At 70.4% G+C, this 19,906-nt stretch carries 11 protein-coding genes and 3 pseudogenes; 6 read left to right on the top strand and 8 right to left on the bottom strand.

Translation table 11 applies throughout. The features are described 5' to 3' along the window. The first annotated feature begins 209 nt into the window (after positions 1 to 209). Positions 210 to 2,552 carry an alpha-L-fucosidase gene (locus tag BLU79_RS45545; RefSeq protein WP_093911951.1) on the top strand — a complete coding sequence of 781 codons (2,343 nt, stop codon included), beginning with the start codon at positions 210 to 212 and terminating at the stop codon, positions 2,550 to 2,552. A gap of 67 nt (positions 2,553 to 2,619) precedes the next feature. Here the strand turns inward: BLU79_RS45545 and BLU79_RS50210 are convergent. From BLU79_RS50210 to BLU79_RS45525, 4 genes and pseudogenes are all read right to left on the bottom strand, one after another. Continuing rightward, positions 2,620 to 3,225: pseudogene (locus BLU79_RS50210) on the bottom strand (substrate-binding domain-containing protein). A 372-nt stretch (positions 3,226 to 3,597) separates the two neighbouring features. Continuing rightward, on the bottom strand, positions 3,598 to 4,161 hold the full coding sequence (locus BLU79_RS45535) for an MBL fold metallo-hydrolase (RefSeq protein ID WP_093911950.1): 564 nt from the start codon (positions 4,159 to 4,161) through the stop codon (positions 3,598 to 3,600). A gap of 52 nt (positions 4,162 to 4,213) precedes the next feature. Continuing rightward, positions 4,214 to 4,999 carry an indole-3-glycerol phosphate synthase TrpC gene (gene trpC / locus BLU79_RS45530; RefSeq protein ID WP_093911949.1) on the bottom strand — a complete coding sequence of 262 codons (786 nt, stop codon included), beginning with the start codon at positions 4,997 to 4,999 and terminating at the stop codon, positions 4,214 to 4,216. Positions 5,000 to 5,154: 155 nt separating this feature from the next. After that, the gene (locus BLU79_RS45525) at positions 5,155 to 5,856 is read right to left on the bottom strand and encodes a ferredoxin reductase family protein (protein WP_093911948.1); all 702 of its coding nucleotides are present in this window, start codon (positions 5,854 to 5,856) and stop codon (positions 5,155 to 5,157) included. 360 nt (positions 5,857 to 6,216) lie between these two features. Here BLU79_RS45525 and BLU79_RS45520 point away from each other — a divergent pair, with 360 nt between their 5' ends. Beyond that, positions 6,217 to 7,323, top strand: a complete 1,107-nt coding sequence (locus BLU79_RS45520) for a ricin-type beta-trefoil lectin domain protein (RefSeq protein WP_093911947.1) — start codon at positions 6,217 to 6,219, stop codon at positions 7,321 to 7,323. A gap of 77 nt (positions 7,324 to 7,400) precedes the next feature. Here BLU79_RS45520 and BLU79_RS45515 read toward each other — a convergent pair whose 3' ends face one another. The 4 genes and pseudogenes from BLU79_RS45515 to BLU79_RS45495 form a co-directional block, all read right to left on the bottom strand. Continuing rightward, positions 7,401 to 8,123, bottom strand: a complete 723-nt coding sequence (locus tag BLU79_RS45515; protein ID WP_093911946.1) for a FadR/GntR family transcriptional regulator — start codon at positions 8,121 to 8,123, stop codon at positions 7,401 to 7,403. Beyond that, positions 8,114 to 8,342 (bottom strand): annotated as a pseudogene (locus tag BLU79_RS49640) (aldo/keto reductase); the annotation flags it as partial. The pseudogene BLU79_RS49640 and the gene BLU79_RS45515, both read right to left, overlap by 10 nt. Positions 8,343 to 8,640: 298 nt before the next feature. Next, a pseudogene (gene yicI / locus BLU79_RS45500) lies at positions 8,641 to 10,757 on the bottom strand (alpha-xylosidase). Beyond that, positions 10,754 to 12,148 carry a GH1 family beta-glucosidase gene (locus BLU79_RS45495; protein WP_093911961.1) on the bottom strand — a complete coding sequence of 465 codons (1,395 nt, stop codon included), beginning with the start codon at positions 12,146 to 12,148 and terminating at the stop codon, positions 10,754 to 10,756. The pseudogene yicI and the gene BLU79_RS45495 overlap by 4 nt, the downstream one beginning before the upstream one ends. Positions 12,149 to 12,401: 253 nt before the next feature. On the opposite strand from BLU79_RS45495, the gene BLU79_RS45490 reads away from it, so the two are divergent. The 4 genes from BLU79_RS45490 to BLU79_RS45475 are packed head-to-tail and all read left to right on the top strand — an operon-like array spanning position 12,402 to position 19,895. Beyond that, the gene (locus BLU79_RS45490) at positions 12,402 to 14,387 is read left to right on the top strand and encodes a beta-galactosidase (protein WP_093911960.1); all 1,986 of its coding nucleotides are present in this window, start codon (positions 12,402 to 12,404) and stop codon (positions 14,385 to 14,387) included. A gap of 16 nt (positions 14,388 to 14,403) precedes the next feature. After that, positions 14,404 to 16,539, top strand: a complete 2,136-nt coding sequence (locus BLU79_RS45485; protein WP_093911945.1) for an alpha-galactosidase — start codon at positions 14,404 to 14,406, stop codon at positions 16,537 to 16,539. 41 nt (positions 16,540 to 16,580) lie between these two features. Further along, positions 16,581 to 18,092, top strand: a complete 1,512-nt coding sequence (locus BLU79_RS45480) for a glycoside hydrolase family 43 protein (RefSeq protein ID WP_093911944.1) — start codon at positions 16,581 to 16,583, stop codon at positions 18,090 to 18,092. Between the two features lie 36 nt (positions 18,093 to 18,128). After that, entirely contained in the window at positions 18,129 to 19,895 is a 1,767-nt protein-coding gene (locus BLU79_RS45475) for a cellulase family glycosylhydrolase (protein ID WP_093911943.1), read from the top strand. Positions 19,896 to 19,906: the final 11 nt, after the last annotated feature.

Raw genomic sequence — 19,906 nt, 5'->3', positions numbered from 1 at the left:
GTCCGGCGGGGGTTGGCGCAAAAGGCCTGCTGTATTGGGCATTTGCCTCGGATCTCTGGACAACAGCCCGTTCAGCAGCCGCTAATACATCCAATGTTCCTGTTGCGTCGCGGCACGGGGTTCATCACCGGGACACCCCACGCCCCGCTTGCTTTGAACCTGAACCAGCACACCTTCCGTGCGGTTCTGCGAACAGTCAGGAGAGAACCTTGCCCGAACCGATCAGTCGCCGCAGAGTGCTGACCGGCATGGCCGCAATGACGGTTGCCGCAGCCGTCTCGCCGACACTGGCGCCCCCCGCCCACGCCGCCGCCTCCCCACAGCCGCTGCCGCTCCTCCCGCTCCGGGTCCCCCAGCCGGACCTGGGCATCGAGCAGCAGTCCGACGAGAAGATCAAGTGGCTGCAGGACGCCAAGCTCGGCATGTTCATCCACTGGGGGGTCTACTCCGGCCCGGCCAGGGGCGAGTGGTACATGGAGAACGCCGCCGTCACCCCGGAGAACTACCGGAAGTACGTCACCGACGCAGGCGGCGAGCAGTTTACCGCGGCTGCGTACAACCCCGCCGACTGGGCGCAGCTGGCCAAGGACATGGGCGCCAGGTACACGGTGCTCACGGCCCGTCACCACGACGGGTTCGCGCTGTGGCCGTCCACGCACCCGAATGCCTGGCACAGCGGACAGGCGCCCCTGCAGCGCGACTTCATCGGCCAGTACGTCACCGCCGTGCGCAACGCCGGGCTGCGTGTGGGTCTGTACTACTCGCCGTTGAGCTGGCGCTACCCCGGCTATTACGACGTCCGCGGCACCAACTGCCTCCCGAACAAGTGGGGGTACGTCACCGATCCCGCGCACAAGGAGAACGCGCGGATCATGAAGAACGAGGTGTACCAGCAGGTCAAGGAACTGGTCACCCAGTATGGCAAGATCGACGACCTGTGGTGGGACGGCGGCTGGCTCGGCCAGCAGGGCACCGACGCGGACGCCGCCTTCTTCTGGGAGCCCGGCAAGTTCCGCGATCCCGCCAACGAGTGGCCGGTGGACTCCGCCTACGGCGAGACCGACTCCGCGACCGGCAGGCCGTTGGGCCTGACCGGCCTCGTGCGCAAGCACCAGCCCGACATCGTCACCACCCTGCGCTCCGGCTGGATCGGCGACTTCACCAGCGAGGAAGGCGGTTCCGTGCCGACCGGGCCGATGCGCACCGGCAGGCTGGCGGAGAAGTGCTTCACCATCGGCGGCGCCTGGGGCCACACGGCGGGCGCGCCCGTGATGAGCTTCGGCGGCATCATGAACGTCCTGGTCAACGCCTGGGTGCGGAACATGACCGTCCTCCTCAACGTCGGCCCCGACCGCACCGGCGTGGTCCCCGCCGACCAGGCGGCGGCGGTGCGCAAGGTCGGCTCCTTCCTCTCCACCTGCGGCCAGGCCGTCTACGGCACGCGCGGCGGGCCGTGGGAACCGGTGGACGGCCAGTACGGCTTCACGCAGAAGGACAACACCTTCTACGTCCACCTGCTGCCCGGCTACAACGGCACTTCCTTCACCACCCCGTCCACCGGGGACGCCAAGGTCACCCGCGTCTTCGAGGTCGCCACGGGTACCGACCTGTCGTACACCGTCGGCTCGGACGGGAAGGTGACGATCACCGGCATCAACCGCACCCGCATCCCCGAGGACAGCGTCGTCGGGGTCACGCTGGACCGCTCCTTGCAGCCGGCCGACATCGCCGTCGGCAAGACGGCCACGGCCGGCAGCGAGGAGACCTCCAAGGGCAACACCGCGGCCAGGGCCGTCGACGGCTCCACCGCCACCCGCTGGTGCGCGAGCAACGGCGAAGCGGGGCAGTGGCTGAAGGTGGACCTGGGGTCGGCGAGGTCGCTGACCGGAACCCGTATCGCCTGGGAGTCCCCGGCCACGAACTACCGCTACCGGATCGAGGGTTCCACCGACAACGCCAACTGGACCACCCTGGCCAACCTGACCGCCACCACCGGCACCAGTCAGGTGCGGGTCTCCGTCTTCCGCGCTCAGGCACGGTATGTGCGAGTGACGGTCACCGGGCTGCCCTCGGGCGTCTGGGCGTCGATCCGCAGCCTGGAGGTCTACGACCGGCCCTTCAGCGCGGACGTCGGCACCGTTCGGCTGGTGAACCGCAAGAGCGGCAAGGTACTGGACGTCAGCGATGCCTCGACCGCCGACGGGAGCGCCGTCATCCAGTGGCCGTGGGGCGGCGGTACCAACCAGCAGTGGAAGCTGCTGCCCAACACCGACGGCTCCTACCGGCTGTCCAACGTCCGCAGCGGCAGGGTCCTTCAAAGCCCGGGGGGCTCCGCCCAGGGTGACGGACTGAACCAGTGGAGCGACGACGGCGGCGACAACCAGTCGTGGAAGCTGGTCCCCTCCCAGACCGGCGGGTCCTACCAGCTCGTCAACGTCCGCAACGGGTGGTGCGCCGACGTGAAGGACGCCGCCACCGCGGACGGCGCTGCGGTCATCCAGTGGCCCGCCACCGGCGGCTCCAACCAGGACTGGCAGATCCTCCCGCTGTGACGACACCGGGCGGGGGCCGTGCCGCGGGACGGCGCGGTCCCCGCGGCGGGACGGTCGGGCCGTGCGGTCACGGTGTGCCGTTCCTCCGTCGCACCGCCCGCCGTGTGGACCGTCGAGGGAGCAGCACCGGTTGCACGAGCCGGTGCCGGTCCACGCCGCTGCGGGCGTTGATGACGGCGATCAGCAGGTCGACCGCTTCGTCGCCCATCCGGTCCGGACGGAGGCTGAGCGGAGTGACGGGCGGGGTGGTCGCCGCGTAGTCCGGATCCTCGCTGATGCATGCCACCAGCAGGTCCTGCGGTACCCGAAGCCGGTGGTGGCGAGCGGCGGCCAGGATGTTGTGACCGGAGTCGGAGTGGACGCCGACGACGGCGTCCGGCCGTCAATCGTGGTCGAGCAGCCGGCTGACCGCGTCCTGTTCGGCGGTGAAGGGGTCGGGCAGCGGGGCGTACTCCTCCACGAGGGCGGGCATGCCGTGTTCGTCGCACCAGGCCCGGTAAGCCTGCGCGTTCAGGCGCGGGTACGCGTCGTCGTGCAGGGGCAGCGAGAGCCCGATCCGGCGGGCGCCGGACTCCGCGAGGTGGCCGAGGAGCAGGCGCAGGCCGGCTTCGTAGTCGGTGTCCACCCACGCGTCGCACCAGTGCGGCTGGGGCGGCCGGCCCTCGCTGACCATCGTGGTGGTCCTGCTGGCAAGGCCACTGACCCCGCACAAAGCGACGCGCCCCGGCCCACACGAGGGGTCGGGGCGCGTTCGGCGGTTCAACGGTCAGCCTACGGCGGCTTCGTGGACGATCTGCCGTGGCTCCTGCCGCGGCGCGGTGGCGTCCGTTCTCCGTGGACGATTCGGATCATCGCCGCCGCTCTGGTCGTCGGCAGCAGGAACGTGCCGACCGCCGCCGAAGCCATGGCCAGGAACCGGGCCCGGCTGATCCTCATGTGCCCTCGCCTTCCCCTTCCCCCCGGGGCCGGTACCAGTGTCGGAAGCGGGAGGGCGGGACGGAATCGGCCGATGGTTCATGGCTGGGCGACGAAGGTATGCGGCAGGCTAGACGGGCGTCGACGCCGACGGCACGAACGGTGCGCCGTGGCCCGGCACGATCAGCGCCGGGCCGAGGGCGAGGACCTTCTCCCTGGCGGCCCGCAGCTGCTCACGGTCGGGCGCGAAGGGGTCGTCGGACGGCCCGTCGGCGGTCCACCACAGGTGAGTCAGGACCACCAGGCCCTCGTCGGTGGTGACCAGGGTGCTGACGTCCTCGGCGGTGTGGCCGGGGGTCGTCATGAGCGTGATCGACGACGACACCTGGTATCCGTCGGCAGCGCGGTCCTCCCAGATGTCGTTCTGGTAGATCGCCATGTGATCGTGGAAGCGGGCCTCGGGGAACAGGGCCGCGTTCAGCGTGTGGTCCGGATGGTGGTGACTGAAGATCACGTCGGTCACGTCCTCCGGGTTGAGCTCGTGATGCGCGAGCGGGTCCAGGATGAGCCGGCGGTCCGCGACCATGCCGGGATCGACGATCACGACCTTGTCGCCGTCGACGAGCAGGGTGACGGTGCCGGCCACCCGCTCGTCGGCGTAGCCGGTGGTCAGGACGTGGAAGGCAGCGGTCATGAGAGGCTCCTCGGGGAAGGTGTTGGGTTGGGCGCGAGGGTGCCGTGCGCCGTTACGCCCCGGCCGCCTCGATGAATTCGCGCACGGCGGTGCGCGGGTCCCCGGAGCGGACCAGTGCCTCACCGACCAGCACCACGTCGGCTCCCCAACCGCGGTACTCCGCCACGTCCTTGGGGCCCGTCACACCGGATTCCGCGACCTTGACCGTGCCTTCCGGGATGGCCGGCGCGAGCTCGGCGAACACCTTGCGGTCCACGTCCAGCGTTGTCAGGTCCCGCGCGTTGATGCCCAGCAGCTCGGCTCCCGCAGCGACGGCGCGTCGCACTTCGTCGGCCGTGTGCGCCTCCACGAGCGGCGTGAGACCCAGCTCCTTGCACAGTGCCATCAGGTCGGTGAGCTGGGCGTCGTCCAGCGACACGACCATGAGAAGCGCAAGGTCGGCTCCGTGGGCGCGGGCCTCCCACAGCTGATAGGGGTCGACGATGAAGTCCTTACGCAGGACGGGCACGTCGACGCGGGCCCGTACGGCGTCCAGATCTGCGAGCGAGCCGCCGAACCGCCTGCTCTCGGTGAGCACGCTGATCGCGGCGGCACCGCCGGCCGCGTACCGGGTCGCGAGGGAGGCGGGGTCGGGGATGTCCGCCAGCGCTCCCTTGCTGGGGCTCTTGCGCTTCACCTCGGCGATGACGGACACCCCGGGCGCCCGGAAACCGGGCAGCGGGTCGAGCGCGGGTGCCGCGTCCGCTGCCCGGGAGCGCAGCTCCGCCAGCGGCGTCGCACGCTTACGCTCTTCCAAGTCCTCGCGAACTCCCGCGAGAATTCCGTCAAGAACGCTCATCGGCCTCTCCTTTGTCGAATCGTCTGCCGCCGCAGGCGTCCCCCGGCTTGAGTGAGGCCCTGCATCACCCACGTCCGAGTCCTACTCGGCGAAGGTTATTCGGATTGATCATGGCCTGCGTACCGACCGGCCCCTCGGCGCGGAAGCCGAACTTCTCAGGCCAGGGCGAACCGCTCAGCGTGTACCTGCCGGTGCGGGACCTTCAGGCCGCGCAGCGCGCTGAGCACGGCCGAGGTCATCGCGGGCGGGCCGCAGACGTACACGTCGCGCTCGGCCATGTCGGGAACCAGGGCACGGAGAATGTCCGGCTCGAACTGCGTGCTCCCCTCCCCCGTGCGACGGGTCTGCAGGTGCAGCTCGCCACCGCGGTCCGCGACCAGGGCCCGTACCTCGTCGACGAGCACGGCGTCGTGCTCGCTGCGCACCCGGTAGAGCACGACGACGTCGCCGGCTGGCTCCTCCTCCAGCAGGTCCCGCACCGGCGTGATCCCCAACCCTCCGGCGATCAGGAGTGCGCCGGGCCGCGTTCGATGCAACGAGGTGAACGCGCCGTACGGCCCCTCGACGAACGCGCGGCTCCCGACCGGGATGTGCCGCAGGCCGGCGCCTGCGCTGCCGACCGCCTGTACGGCGTGGGTGAGGATGGTCCACAACAGGGTGAAGCCGACCCACCGGTGCCACACCGTCAGCCGGTTCATGCCGATTCGGCGGTCGAGCCACGGCAGCCTGGCCGGCAGCAGCTGGAACAGCATCAGCACGGCGGCGTGCAGACCGAAGAACTCGGCGACCGTGAGCACCCCGTTCTGACCGGTCCCGGCGTTGAGGAACAAGACCTCGACGATCGCCAAGTTGACAATGACACGCTTGCACCGCTTCCCCTCATGTCTGACCTGACGGCACGGCCCGGCCGCCGTCGCCCGGTACGTTGAGTGATCAGCGCCTTAACCACAAGCCGGATGACGGAAGCATTGACGCATCGCGCTGCCCGCAGTGACAGCACCCCCAGTTCACCGCGGACGCCACCTTGCGCGTTACGAGCTGACCCGACACCGAGGCCAGACATGGGATGTTAGCGGACCCACACGCTCGCCGTCGCGTCTCCGTTCCCTGATTTCAGTTCATTCATGGGATGTTCCGGTCGGGATCGTGGTATCCATGCACTGGAACGGCGATCAGCCGCGAGGGTTCACCCCATCACTCGCAGAAGAGGACGCTGCATGAGAAGACCTCGGGTTCTCCCTCTGATCACGCTTGTCGCTGCCGCGTTCGGGGCGACGGCCGCAGGCGTGGCCCCTGCCTCCGCCGCTCCCAACACGCCTTTACGGGTCATGCCGTTGGGCGACTCGATCACGTGGGGCGTGGGAAGCAGTACCGGCAACGGCTACCGGGGCCCGTTGTGGGACAAACTCGCGGCGGACGGGCATCCCCTGGACTTCGTCGGCACGTTGCGGGGCGGTTCGATGTCCGACCCCGACAACGAAGGCCACTCCGGATACAAGATCCACCAGCTCGCCGCACTCACCGACGCCTCGCTGACCCACTACCGCCCCAACCTCGTGACGCTGCACATCGGTACCAACGACCTCAACGAGAGCTACCAGGTCTCCACCGCCACCGCCCGGCTGAGGTCCCTGGTCGACCAGATCACCGCCGCCGCCCCCGACGCAACCGTCCTCGTGGCCTCCCTGGTCGTGTCCACCAGCGGCTCGGAGGAGCAGTACCGTGCCGCCTACAACCGGGCCATCCCCCAGATCGTGAACGACGCACAGGCCGCGGGCAAGCATGTCGCATATGTGGACATGAGCATCCTGACCACGGCCGACCTTGCCGACACCCTGCATCCCAACGACTCGGGCTACCAGAAGATGGCCACCGCCTTCCACCGTGGCATCCAGGCCGCGGACAGCGCGGGGTGGCTGCGGAACCCCGCGCCCGCTCCCGAACGCGTGCAGTCCGGCATCGCCGGCAAGTGCCTGGACGTCAACGGCGCCGGCACCGCCGACGGAACCGCCGTCCAGACGTGGAGCTGCGGCAACGGCGCCAATCAGTTCTGGTCCGCCTACACCGACGGCACGCTGCGCTCGATGGGCAAGTGCCTCGACGCCGCCGGCGGGGGCACCGCCAACGGCACCAAGGTGCAGATCTGGGCCTGCCACGGCGGCGCCAACCAGGTCTGGAAGCCGTACAACGGCGGCTACCGCAACCCCGCCTCCGGCCGCTGCCTCGACGTTCCGGGCTTCTCCACGACCGACGGAACGCAGCTCCACCTGTGGGACTGCACCGGCGGCTCCAATCAGAAGTGGACCGCTCTGACCACGGGATAACCCCCGCTCTTGGATTCTGAGCCCTTTCCGGGCTCGGATCCCGGGCGAACATCGATGGCACTCACAACGCCCGCCCGTCACTTCCCCGTTGTCGTCCCGAAGCGGAGGGGCTCGCCCGAGCGCAGGTGCTCCCTCAGCCACTGCTCGGTGTTGCTCACGTGCAGCAGTGCCGCGGCCTGACTGAGGGTGGCGTCACGAGTGGACAGGGCGTTGTAGATCGCCTCGTGCTCGGCCACCGTGCGGCCCGCGGCCTTGTCGTCGACCAGACCACGCCAGATGCGGGCGCGCAGGGTGCGGCCGGAGATCCCTTCCAGGAGGGTGAGCAGGGTCTCGTTGCCAGTGGCGGAGACAACGGCACGGTGAAAGGCGGCGTCATGTGCGTTGAGCCGTTCGACGTCGTCGCGGGCCTCACGCATGGCGTCCAGGTGCCCCTTCACCTCGGCCAGCTGATCATCAGAGATCCGCGTGGCGGCAAGTGCCGTGGCCATCGGTTCGAGGAGCCGCCGTACCTCCATGAGGTCCTGCAGGGCGACCGAGTCGCCCTGCAGCAGCTCCACCGCGCCACCGAGCCCCTCCAGCAGCACGCTCGGCTGGAGGCTGGTCACATATGTTCCGTCGCCGCGCCTGACCTCCAGGACCCGCGCCACGGCCAGCGCCTTGACCGCTTCGCGGGCGAGGTTGCGGGACAGACCCAGCTGCGCGGCCAGGTCCGGCTCCGGAGGGAGTTTCGAGCCCGGGGGCAGGGCACCGGTCCGGATCAGCTCACGGATCTGCTCGATGGCCCTGTCGGTCAGCAACACCGCACATCCCTCCCCCACCGTGCCCCGTGAGCACGTCCGGCCTGATCAGCCCCTGCGTGCGCAGATCCCCCAGAGACCGTCCGGGACGCGCTGATCATGGACTTCCACGTTTCGTCCGACCTGTTCCGGAGTCCGCATGCCGAGGGTGATGGTGATGATACTGGGATGCGTGTGCGGGAAGGCGATCGCGGCGGCGGGCAGGCTGGTCCCGTGTGCGGCCATGAACACCACGGACTACGAGACGTCCTGGGCGTGCGGCGCGTACATGCTCGGCCGCGCGGCCAACGGCAAGTCGATCACCGTACGGATCACCAACGAAGGCCCGCTGCCCTGCGCACTCGGGCCACTCGACCTCGATCGGCCACCGCAACCCGGTCGCCCGCCTGGAGGTCGGCACCGGCGGCGGCCGGCGGCAGTTGCCCCGCACGGAAGACAACTGCCTCGTCTCCGCCGACGGCAGCAGGTGCGGCGGCTCGATCAGAGTCACGGACATCGGTACGAGGGCGGTGGTGGGCGCTCAGTCCTCGTAGCGCACCTCGGTCGTCGCCCGCCCCGCGGCGTTGGTGTGCACCGTGCCCCCGGGGCCGCCGATCCGCAGTCGCCAGGGGTACGGGCTGTCGGTCGTGACGCTCAGGCGGTCTCCCTCGCGGTGGACCTCGAAGCGGGCCGTCTCGCCGAGGGCGTCCGTGCGCGGGATCACCACCGTGCGACGGGCGCCGTCCGCGAAGGCGTGGATCCGCAGTTCGACGTCATCCGCCCAGGCCGACACCGGATGCTGGTCGTCGGCGGCGAAGGGGACGACGGAGTCGGGGCGGGCCAGCAACGGCAGGGTGTGGAAGCCGTGTTGTTCGCGCACCCAGCGGGGGCCGGCGACCTGGGTGCCGGTCAGGACGTTGGTCCAGGTGCCCTCGGGCACGTAGTACTCGACCGTGCCGTCGTCCGTGAAGACGGGCGCGACGAGCAGGTCCTCCCCGAGCATGTACTGCCGGTCCAGCACCGCGGCGGTGGGGTCGTCGGGGAACTCCAGAACCATGGCCCGCATCACCGGGACGCCGGTGGTGTGGGCCTGCTGGGCGGCGCGCTGGAGGTAGGGGGCGAGGCGCTGTTTGAGGAGGGTGAACTCGCGGGTGACCTCGACGGCTTCCTCGCCGTAGTCCCACGGGACGCGGTACGACTTGCTGCCGTGCAGGCGGCTGTGCGAGGAAAGCAGCCCGAACTGCACCCACCGTTTGAAGACGGTCGGCGTCGGGGTGCCCTCGAAGCCGCCGATGTCGTGGCTCCAGAAGCCGAACCCGGACAGGCCGAGCGAGAGCCCACCGCGCAGGGACTCGGCCATGGCGCCGAAGTGGGAGTCGCAGTCACCGCCCCAGTGCACGGGGTACTGCTGGCCGCCGGCGGTGGCCGAGCGGGCGAACAGCAGCGCCTCGCCCTCGCCCCGCTCCTCGCGCAGCAGATCGAAAACCGCCTGGTTGTAGAGGTGGGTGTAGTAGTTGTGCATCCGCTCCGGGTCGGAGCCGTCGTGCCAGACGACGTCGGTGGGAACGCGTTCGCCGAAGTCGGTCTTGAAGCAGTCCACGCCCTGGGCGAGCAGGATGCGCAGCTTGCCGATGTACCAGTCGCGGGCGGCCGGGCTGGTGAAGTCGACCAGGGCCATGCCCGGTTGCCACAGGTCCCACTGCCACACGCTGCCGTCCGCGCGGCGTACGAGGTGGCCCGCGCTCATGGCCTCTTCGAACAGCTCGGACTTCTGGGCGATGTACGGGTTGATCCAGGCGGAGACGCGCAGTCCACGCTCCTTGAGCCGGGCGAGCATGCCCGCCGGGTCGGGGAAGGTCTCGGCGTCCCAGTCGAAGTCGCACCACTGGTAGGCGCGCATCCAGAAGCAGTCGAAGTGGAAGACGCTCAGCGGGATGCCGCGCTCGGCCATGCCGTCGATGAAGCGGCCCACGGTGGCCTCGTCGTAGTCGGTCGTGAAGGACGTGGTCAGCCACAGGCCCAGTGCCCAGGCGGGCGGCAGCGCCGGGCGGCCGGTGAGCCCGGTGTAGCGGTCCAGGACCTGCTTCGGGGTCGGGCCGTGGACGACGAAGTACTCCAGCGACTGGTCCTCGACGCTGAACGTTCGCTGCTGGTGCCGCCGTCGGCCTGCCAGATGTCCACCACTTGCCCGTTCCTGATGAACGGGGTGAACCGCTCCCCCAACCCGTAGACCAACTCGCCTACCCCCAGGGCGAGTTGGCCGACGATGTGGTGCCGGTCCTCGGCGTCGGTGACGAAGCCGGTGCCGCGCTCGCCGACGGAGGTCAGCACGCGTCCGCCGGCGGTGAACTCCAGCCGCCACGACTGTTCCGTGTCCACCCGCAGCGACAGTTCGCCGGAGGACAGCTCCAGCACCGCTCCGTCCCGGCGCACCGATCCGGCGTGGTGGGTGGTCCGCACGCCGATGACCCCCTCGGCCGGGGACCAGCACTCCACCGTCAGCAGCGGGCTGTTGAGGGTCTGCCCGCGTCGGGTGACGTGTTTCACGGGTGCGTACAGGGTCATCCGGTGGTCGCCGGCACGAACGTCGGCGACCTCGGTGGCGTAGCGGGCGGTGCAGCCCGGACGCATCAGCCAGTAGCCGTCCGTGAACTTCATCGGGCAGGTTCCTCCGTCCCCGCGCGGTGCGCGGTGATCAGCCTCCGGTACCAGTGGTAGCTGTCCTTGGGGGTGCGGGTCAGGGTGGCGTAGTCGACATGGACGAGCCCGAAGCGCTGGTCGTAGCCTCGCGCCCACTCGAAGTTGTCCAGCAGCGACCAGGCGTAGTAGCCGCGTACGTCCACACCGGCGGCGACGGCGTCGGCCACTGCGGCGAGATGGTCGGCGAGGTAGGCGATGCGGGCGGGGTCGTGGATGCGGCCGTCGGGTGACACCGTGTCGGCCTCCGCGGAGCCGTTCTCGGTGATCCAGATCGGCGGCAACTGCGGGTAGCGGGCGTGGAGGTCACGGAGCAGTTCGGTGAACGCGGACGGGACGACCGGCCAGCCCATGGTGGTGTGCCGGGTGCCGTACGGGTCCAGCTCGGCCACGCCGACGTCGACGGCGGTGCGCTGCTCGGGGTCGGCCGCTTGGTGTGGTGCGGCGGCCACGGTGAGGGGCCGGTAGAAGTTGAGGCCCACGAAGTCCAGCGGGATGCCGATCAGGTCCAGGTCGCCCGGCAGCCGCCAGGGGCCGTCGGCGAGCCCGGCCCAGGTCTCGGCCTCGTCGCGGGGATGACGTCCGGCGAAGAGCGGCTCCGTCCAGATGTCGTTGTGCAGGGTCTCGGCGCGGCGCAGGGCGGCGCGGTCCTCGGGGCGGTCGGAAGCGGCGTGGATGCGGTCCAAGTTGAGGGTGATGCCGATCTCCCGGGCCCTCGAGGCGCGCAGGGCGCTTACGGCGAGACCGTGGCCGAGGAGCAGGTGGTGGGCGGCGGCCAGGGCGCCCCGTCCCTCCCGCGCGCCGGGCGCGTGCCGGCCCTCGGCGTAGCCGACGAAGGCGGAGCAGTAGGGCTCGTTGAGGGTGATCCAGCGTTCCACACGGTCGCCGTAGCGCTCGGCGGCGAGTGCCGCGTATGCCGCGAAGGCCTCGGCGGTCTCCCGCACGCGCCAGCCGCCACGGTCTTCCAGGGCCTGCGGGAGATCCCAGTGGTAGAGGGTGACGGCCGGTGCGACACCGGCGGCCAGCAGGTCGTCGATGAGGCGGTCGTAGAAGTCCAACCCCTTGGGGTTGACCGGTCCGACACCCTGGGGCAGCAGCCGGGACCATGCGATCGAGAAGCGGTAGCTGTCGACGCCGAGATCGCGCAGCAGTGCCACGTCCTCGCGGTGGCGGTGGTAGTGGTCGGCGGCCACGTCGCCGGTGGCACCCGCGTGAGTGCGCCCGGGGGTGTGGCTGAAGGTGTCCCAGACGGACGGTCCGCGGCCGTCCTCGTCATGGGCGCCCTCGATCTGGTAGGCGGACGTGGCCGCACCGAAGCGGAACCCGGCGGGCAGCTTCGGGAAACCCCCCATCGCCGTCGCGGCGGTCACGGTCGTACAGGACGGAGAAGCCACGAGACAGATCCCTCGGCAATCGGGCGTGAACGTGGGACAAGAGGCTGACTTGTCGAAGCGCATCGACGCTGTCATTTTCGCTCACTGGCTGTCAATGGACCAGCGGAGAGAAACTTTCCTCCCGCACGGGCTCTTGTTTCGCTCGAAACATGTCCGTTAACTTCCCTCGCAAGTGAAGCGCTTCGACACTTCGTGGGAGAGGGTCACCGTCATGACGGCACGCCGCATCACCGACCGCCTGGGCGGTCTCGCCTTCGGCGGCGACTACAACCCCGAGCAGTGGGACGAGCCGGTCTGGAAGGAGGACGACGAACTCATGCGCCGGGCCAGGGTCAACCTGGCCACCCTCGGAGTCTTCTCCTGGGCCCTGCTCGAACCGGAGGAGGGGCGCTACGACTTCAGCCGGCTGGACGCCCACATCGAACGCCTCCACGCGAACGGCGTGGCCGTCGACCTCGCCACCCCGACTGCCTCCCCACCGCCCTGGTTCACCCTCGCCCACCCCGAGGCGCTGGCGGTCAGGGCCGACGGCACCCGTCTCGTGCACGGCAGTCGCGACACCTACTGCCTCGCCTCGCCCGCCTATCGCAGCGCGGCCCGCCGGATCGCCTCCGCGCTGGCCGAACGGTACGGCGATCACCCCGCCCTCGCGCTGTGGCACGTGCACAACGAGTACGGCACGCTCTGCTGGTGCGACCACACGGCGGCCGCGTTCCGCGTGTGGCTGCGCGCCCGGCACGGCTCGCTGGACGCCCTCAACGAGGCCTGGGGAACGGCCTTCTGGAGCCAGCGCTACACCTCCTGGGAACAGGTGCTGCCGCCCCGCGCGACGCAGTACCACAAGAACCCCGGCCAGACGGTGGACTTCCACCGCTTCTGGGCCGACGAGATCATCGCCGCCTACTGCGAACAGCGCGACGCGATCCGCGAGCACAGCGACCGTCCGGTGACGACGAACCTGATGCTGCCCTACGACCTGCGGCTGAACCTGTGGGCGTTCGCCCGCGAACTCGACGTGGTCAGCTCCGACCAGTACCCGGACGCGAACGGCCTCGACGGCGCCGCACACGTGGCCTACTACGCCGACCGCTCCCGCTCCCTGGCCGGCGGCCGCCCGTGGCTGCTGATGGAGCAGGGCACCAGCACGGTCTACGACGGCGATCAGGTGATCGGCAAGGAACCGGGCGACGTACTGCGCCACAGCCTCGGCCACATCGCGCGCGGCTCGGAGGGCGCCCTGTTCTTCCAGTGGCGGCAGTCCCGGGCGGGCGCCGAGACCTGGCACTCGGCGATGCTCCCGCACGCGGGCCCCGACAGCCGTATCTTCCGCGAGGCCACGCGGACCGGGGAGGCGGTCGCCGCGCTCGGGGAGCTGGCCGGATCGACGGTCACCGCGCAAGTGGCCGTGCTCGACGACCCGGACGCCATGTGGGCACTGCAGGCGGACGGCCTCCCCTCCTCCCGGCTCGACTACCACGGGCCGCTCGCCGGGGCGCACCGCGCGCTGTGGGACGCGGGCGTCACGGTCGACTTCGCCCACCCCGAGCACGAGTTGAGCCGCTACCGGCTGGTCATCGCCCCCGCCCTGTTCCTGCTGTCCGACAAGGGCGCGGAGAACCTGCGCCGTTACGTCGAGGGCGGCGGGACACTCCTCGTCCAGCACGCCACCGGCTACGTCGACGACCGCATGCACGCCCGGCTCGGCGGCTACCCGGCCGCACCGCTGCGCGAGGCGCTGGGCATCTGCGTCGAGGAGCACCGGCCACTGCGGACGGACGAGCGGATCACCCTGTCGGACGGCTCGCACGGCACCGTCTGGAGCGAGTCCCTGCGCACCGAAGGCGCCGAAGCGCTCGCCGCCTACACCCACGCCATGCTCGCGGACAGCCCGGCACTCACCCGGCACCGCTTCGGCACCGGACAGGGCTGGTATCTGTCCACCCGCCTGGACGACGCCGACTACGGCGCCCTGGTCGGACGGCTCCTGAAGGAAGCCGGCGTCGAGCCGGAGCTGCCGGACCTGCCGGCCGGTGTCGAAGCCGTCACCCGGCACGCGGCCGACGGCCGCCGCTGGCACGTCCTGATCAACCACACCGACGACACCGTGCCCCTGCCGGATCCCGCCCACGACCTGCTCACCGGCGGGGCGGCCCACGAACTGCCGCCCGGCGCCTGCGCGGTCCTGCGCGGCCACTGACCCGGAGAGGGCCACCATGGAAACGGAACAGCGGAGCTTTCGCTGGGGTCACGACGCCCTGCACGTCGAGTTCACCCTCGGCGACGACGGCAGTGCCCGCCTGACGCACCTCGGACGGCCGGGCGAGGCAGGCAACGGCACCCGTGGGTCCCTGCCTCTGGTGGAGGTGACGGCCACGGGTCACGGGCGCAGCTGGTCCGGGAGCCGTCTGGTCCAGACGGGTCTCGGCGAGCGGCTGCGCCACCGGACCCACAGTGCGGCCCGCGAGGGTGGCTGGCACATCCTGACCGTCCAACTCCACGACCCGGACACCGGTCTGGTCGCGGAGGTGACCTACCGGTCGCCGGACGGCTTACCCGTGCTCCGCAGCGAGGTGACGCTTCGCAACGAAGGGCAGGACACGCTCCACCTGGAGTCGGTCAGCTCGTTCGCGACGGGGTGCCTCACCACGCCGGACCCGGCGGACCTGGACGCCGCCGACCTGCTGTGGGCGGAGAACGACTGGCTCGCCGAATGCCGCTGGCAGCGCCGCCCGTTGCGGCTGACCTCGCCGGACCACGGTGGACGCGTGCAGCACGCGAACGGCCGTTCCGGCTTCGCCCTGACCGGACAGGGCACCTGGTCCAGCTGCGGGCACCTGCCCATGGGGGGCCTGACGGACCGGCGCACCGGCCGCACCTGGGTGTGGCAGGTCGAGCACAACGGCGGGGGCTGGCGCTGGGAGTGCGCCGAGCGCGAGAGGACGGCCTACCTGGCGCTGTTCGGGCCCACCGACTCCCACCACGGCTGGCGGCAGCCGCTGGAACCGGGTGCCGTCTTCCGCACCGTACCCGTGGCCCTGTCCTTCAGTGCCGACGGCGGCCCCGACGCCGCGTTCGCCACCCTGACCCGGTACCGACGCGCCCATCGGCGTCCGCATTCCGACCACCAAGGTCTGCCCGTCATCTTCAACGACTACATGAACTGCCTGATGGGAGACCCCACCACCGAGAAGCTGCTGCCGCTGATCGACGCGGCGGCCGAGGCCGGCGCCGAGTACTTCGTCATCGACGCGGGCTGGTACGACGACGGCGGTGACGGCTGGTGGACCACCGTCGGCGCCTGGGAGCCGGCCGCCTCACGCTTCCCCGGCGAAAAGGGCATCCACGAGGTGCTGGACCGCATCCGGGAGCGCGGCATGGTGCCCGGCCTGTGGCTGGAGCCGGAAGTGATCGGCGTCCACAGCCCGGTGGCCGACTCCCTGCCCGACGAGGCGTACTTCCGCCGCGACGGCGTCCGCGTCACGGAGTCCGGCCGGTACCACCTGGACCTGCGCCACCCGGCCGCCCGCGCCCATCTCGACCAGGTCGTGGACCGCCTGGTCGGCGCATGGGGCGTCGGGTACCTCAAGCTCGACCACAACATCGACCCCGGCTCCGGCACGAGCGCCCACCCCGGCGAGAGCGCGGGCGCCGGACTGCTCGGCCACAACCGCGCCCACCTGGACTGGCTCGACGGCATCCTGGACCGCCATCCACACCTGGTGGTGGAGAACTGCGCCTCGGGCGGCATGCGCCTGGACCACGCCCTGCTGTCGCGGCTGCAACTGCAGTCCACCAGCGACCAGCAGAACCTCCACCACTACGCGCCCATCGCGGCCTCCGCGCCCACCGCCGTCACCCCCGAGCAGGGTGCCGTGTGGGCCTATCCGCAGCCGGAGGACTCACTCGACGAGGTCGCCTTCACCATGGCGAGCGCCCTCCTCGGCCGCGTCCATCTCTCCGGGCGCCTGCTGGAGTTGGGGCCCGAGGCCCGCGCCCTGGTCCACGAAGCGGTCGCCACGTACAAGGCCATCCGCGCCGACCTGCCCCAAGCCGTGCCCTCCTGGCCACTGGGCCTCCCGGGCTGGGACGACCCCTGGATCGCGCTCGCCCTGCACACCCCCGCCGCCACCTACCTCACCGTCTGGCGCCGCGCGGGCGGCGAGGCAACCATCACCCTCCGGCTGGCTGAACGGGCGGGCTGCGTGGCCCGTTCCGAGGTGCTGTACCCCGCCGCAGGTCAGGCAGTTGCCGTCTGGAACCCGGACACCGCCGACCTCACCGTGACCCTGCCCACCACGCCCTCCGCGGCGCTGCTCCGCATCACCCGCACGGAACCGGACGCTCCCTGAGCGCCGACCCCGCCACCCACCCGACGAAAGGACGACCGAGGGTGCCCGCTCAGACCCCGCCCGCCCACGCCACCAACCCCGTGCTCCCCGGGTTCCACCCCGACCCGAGCATCTGCCGTGTCGGCGACGACTACTACCTCGCCTGCTCCAGCTTCGAGTACTTCCCCGGCATACCCCTCTTCCACAGCCGTGACCTGGTGCACTGGCGGCAGATCGGCAACGTCCTGGACCGGCCGGAGCAGTTGCGGCTGCCGGCCTCCATGGCGTCCTCCGGCGGGATCTACGCCCCCACCCTGCGCCATCACGACGGGCGCTTCTGGCTGATCGTCACCAACTGCAGCGAGGGCGGCGGCAATCTGATCGTCACGGCCACCGACCCCGCCGGGCCGTGGTCGGACCCCATCTGGGCACCGGGCGTACCCGGTATCGATCCCGACCTGGCCTGGGACGAGGACGACACCTGCTGGTGCACGGTCGCCGGGGTGTCGCAGGTCCGTATCGACCCGTCCACCGGGCAGACGTACGGCACACCGCACCGGCTCTGGTCCGGCGGCCCCGGCGCGAAGGCTCCGGAGGCGCCGCACCTGTACCGGATCGGCGATTACTGGTACCTGCTCATCGCCGAGGGCGGCACGGAGCGCGGCCACGGTGTGTCGATCGCCCGCGGCCGTACGCCGACCGGTCCGTTCGAACCGCACCCGGCCAACCCGATCCTCACCCACCGCGGCACCGACCACCAGGTCCAGAACACCGGCCACGCGGACCTGGTCCAAGGCCCCGACGGCTCATGGTGGATGGTCTTCCTCGGCGTACGTCCGCGCGGCGGCACCCCCGGCTGGCACGTGCTCGGCCGGGAGACCTTCCTCGCGCCCGTGACCTGGGAGGACGACTGGCCGGTCGTCGGCGAGGTCACCTCGGACCTGTCCGCGCTCCCCTGGCCGCTCACCCCCGGCCCCGTCGAGGAAGGGCGCGACGACTTCGAGCTCAGCGAACTCGGGTCGACCTGGATCTCCGTGCGGGACCGCCCCGCCGAGCTCTGCACCACCAAGGAGCGCCCCGGTTGGCTGACGCTCCGCGCGCGGGGCGCCTCCCTGGACGAGCCCGACGTGGTGTTCACGGGCCGACGTCAGCAGCACTTCTCCTGCCGGGCGCGCGCCCTGGTCGACGCGGGGCAGGGGCGCGGCGGCCTCGCCGTACGGCTGGACGAGCGGCACCACTACGCGATCGAGGCGTGCGGCGCGGAGGTGCGGGTGATCGCGCGCGTCGGCTCCCTGCGCACGGTCGTGGCCGCCCAGTCCGTGCCCGCCGGGCCGGTGACCCTTGCCGTCGCCGTCACCGACCCGCCGTCACCGCACGGGCCCTGCACCGGACCCGACGTCGCCTCGCTGGGGATCGAAGCCCCGGACGGAACGTTGACCGAGCTCGCGACCCTCGACGGTCGCTACCTGTCGACGGAGGTGGCCGGCGGCTTCACCGGCCGGGTCATCGGCATGTACGCCACGGCAGGCACCGTCCACTTCGACTGGTTCGACTACGAGCCCCTCGACGGCTGAAGCCCAACCCCCTACGACCGAACGAAAGGAAAGAACATGAAGGGCATACGGCAACCCGCCCGCCAAAGCAGCCACGGCCCAGGACGCCTGACCGGCCTGCTGATGGCGCTGCTCGTCGTCCTGGGGCTGTCCGGCGGCACCGCGATCGCCACGCCGGGCGGTGCGGCACAGCAGACAGGCTCCACGGTCAGGGTTCCGGCCCGCGCCATGGACGCCGTCGACGCGATGCAGCCCAGCTGGAACCTGGGCAACACCCTGGACGCGATTCCGGACGAGACGTCCTGGGGCAACCCCAAGGCCACCAGAGAGCTGTTCGAAACCGTCCGGGCGCAGGGCTTCCGCAGCGTCCGCATCCCGGTGACCTGGAGCGCACACCAGTCGGCCACCGCGCCCTACACCGTCGACGCCGCGTACATGAGCCGGGTCCAGCAGGTGGTGGACTGGGCACAGGCCGAGAACCTCTACGTCGTGCTCAACGTCCACCACGACTCATGGCAGTGGATCGAGAAGATCTCCACGGACCACGACAACGTACGCGCTCGCTACGACGCACTGTGGACCCAGATCTCCGCAGCGTTCCGGAACGAGCCGCGCACCCTGCTCTTCGAAGGCGTCAACGAACCGACCTTCGGCGACGCCACAGCCGCACAGAAGACCCAGTACATGAACGAGCTGAACACCTCGTTCCAGAAGGTCGTCCGCGCTTCGGGCGGCGGGAACAAGGACCGCCTGCTCGTCCTGACCACACAGGTCGGCACCCCCTCCCAGGACCTCATGGACGACCTGTACACCACGATCAGCGCGCTGCGCGACAAGAACCTGGTCGCCACCGTGCACTACTACAGCTACTACCCGTTCAGCGTGAACATCGCGGGCGGCACCCGGTACGACGACAACGCCCGCAACGACGCCGACGACGCCTTCGCCCGCATGCACAACACCTTCGTCGCCAGGGGCATCCCCGTCTACCTCGGTGAGTACGGCCTGCTCGCCTACCCCGACGACAACCACCCCTCCCGCATCGAGCGGGGCGAGGCGCTGAAGTACTACGAGCACGTCGGATACCTGGCACGCGTCGCCGGTGTCACCACCGCCCTGTGGGATCCCGGCTTCGCCTACCTGAACCGGGAGACCCTGAAGTGGCGTGACCCCGCCCTCTTCGCCTGGATCAAGTCGAGCTGGACCACCCGCTCGGGAACCGCCTCCTTCGACAAGGTCTTCGTGGCGAAGTCGAGCCGGATCACGGCCCAGTCGCTCACCCTGAACCGGAACGGCACCAAGTTCCGGGGGCTGTGGCACGGCGACACCAAGCTGGCCGAGGGCCGGGACTACACCGTCTTCGAGAATCGGCTCACCCTCACGGCACCGGCCCTGACCCGGCTGGCCGGCGATCGCGACTACGGGGTCAACGCGACGCTCCAGGCCCGGTTCTCCCAGGGGCTGCCCTGGCAGATCGGCGTGGTCACCTACGACACTCCGGTGCTGTCGGACGCCACGGGCACGGCCGAGAAGTTCACCATTCCCACGAAGTACCAGGGAGACGACCTGGCGACCATGGAGGCCACGTACGCCGACGGCACCAACGCCGGCCCGACCAGCTGGACTCCGTACCAGGAATTCAACAAGGCCTTCCGGCCGGACTACCCGAACGGCACGATCATCCTGACCACCGAGACCCTCGAGTCCCTGCGTGACGGCGAACCCGCGACGCTGACCTTCCACTTCCACAGCGGCGCCAAGGTGAAGTACAAGGTCACGAAGTCCGGAGATTCAGTCACCGGTACGGCTGTCAAGGAATCCTGACCGACAGGCCC

Source organism: Streptomyces sp. cf386 (genome assembly GCF_900103585.1).
Classification (GTDB): Bacteria; Actinomycetota; Actinomycetes; order Streptomycetales; family Streptomycetaceae; genus Streptomyces.
Note: the sequence above shows the minus strand (reverse complement) of the source record. Positions and strands in the feature narration are given on the sequence as shown.

Coding starts and splice junctions, on each gene's coding strand:
- BLU79_RS45535 (WP_093911950.1), bottom strand. CDS start 4,161: ATGACCGCTGCCTTCCACGTCCTGACCACCGGCTACGCCGACGAGCGG.
- trpC (WP_093911949.1), bottom strand. CDS start 4,999: ATGAGCGTTCTTGACGGAATTCTCGCGGGAGTTCGCGAGGACTTGGAA.
- BLU79_RS45520 (WP_093911947.1), top strand. CDS start 6,217: ATGAGAAGACCTCGGGTTCTCCCTCTGATCACGCTTGTCGCTGCCGCG.
- BLU79_RS45495 (WP_093911961.1), bottom strand. CDS start 12,148: ATGGGGGGTTTCCCGAAGCTGCCCGCCGGGTTCCGCTTCGGTGCGGCC.
- BLU79_RS45490 (WP_093911960.1), top strand. CDS start 12,402: ATGACGGCACGCCGCATCACCGACCGCCTGGGCGGTCTCGCCTTCGGC.
- BLU79_RS45485 (WP_093911945.1), top strand. CDS start 14,404: ATGGAAACGGAACAGCGGAGCTTTCGCTGGGGTCACGACGCCCTGCAC.
- BLU79_RS45475 (WP_093911943.1), top strand. CDS start 18,129: ATGAAGGGCATACGGCAACCCGCCCGCCAAAGCAGCCACGGCCCAGGA.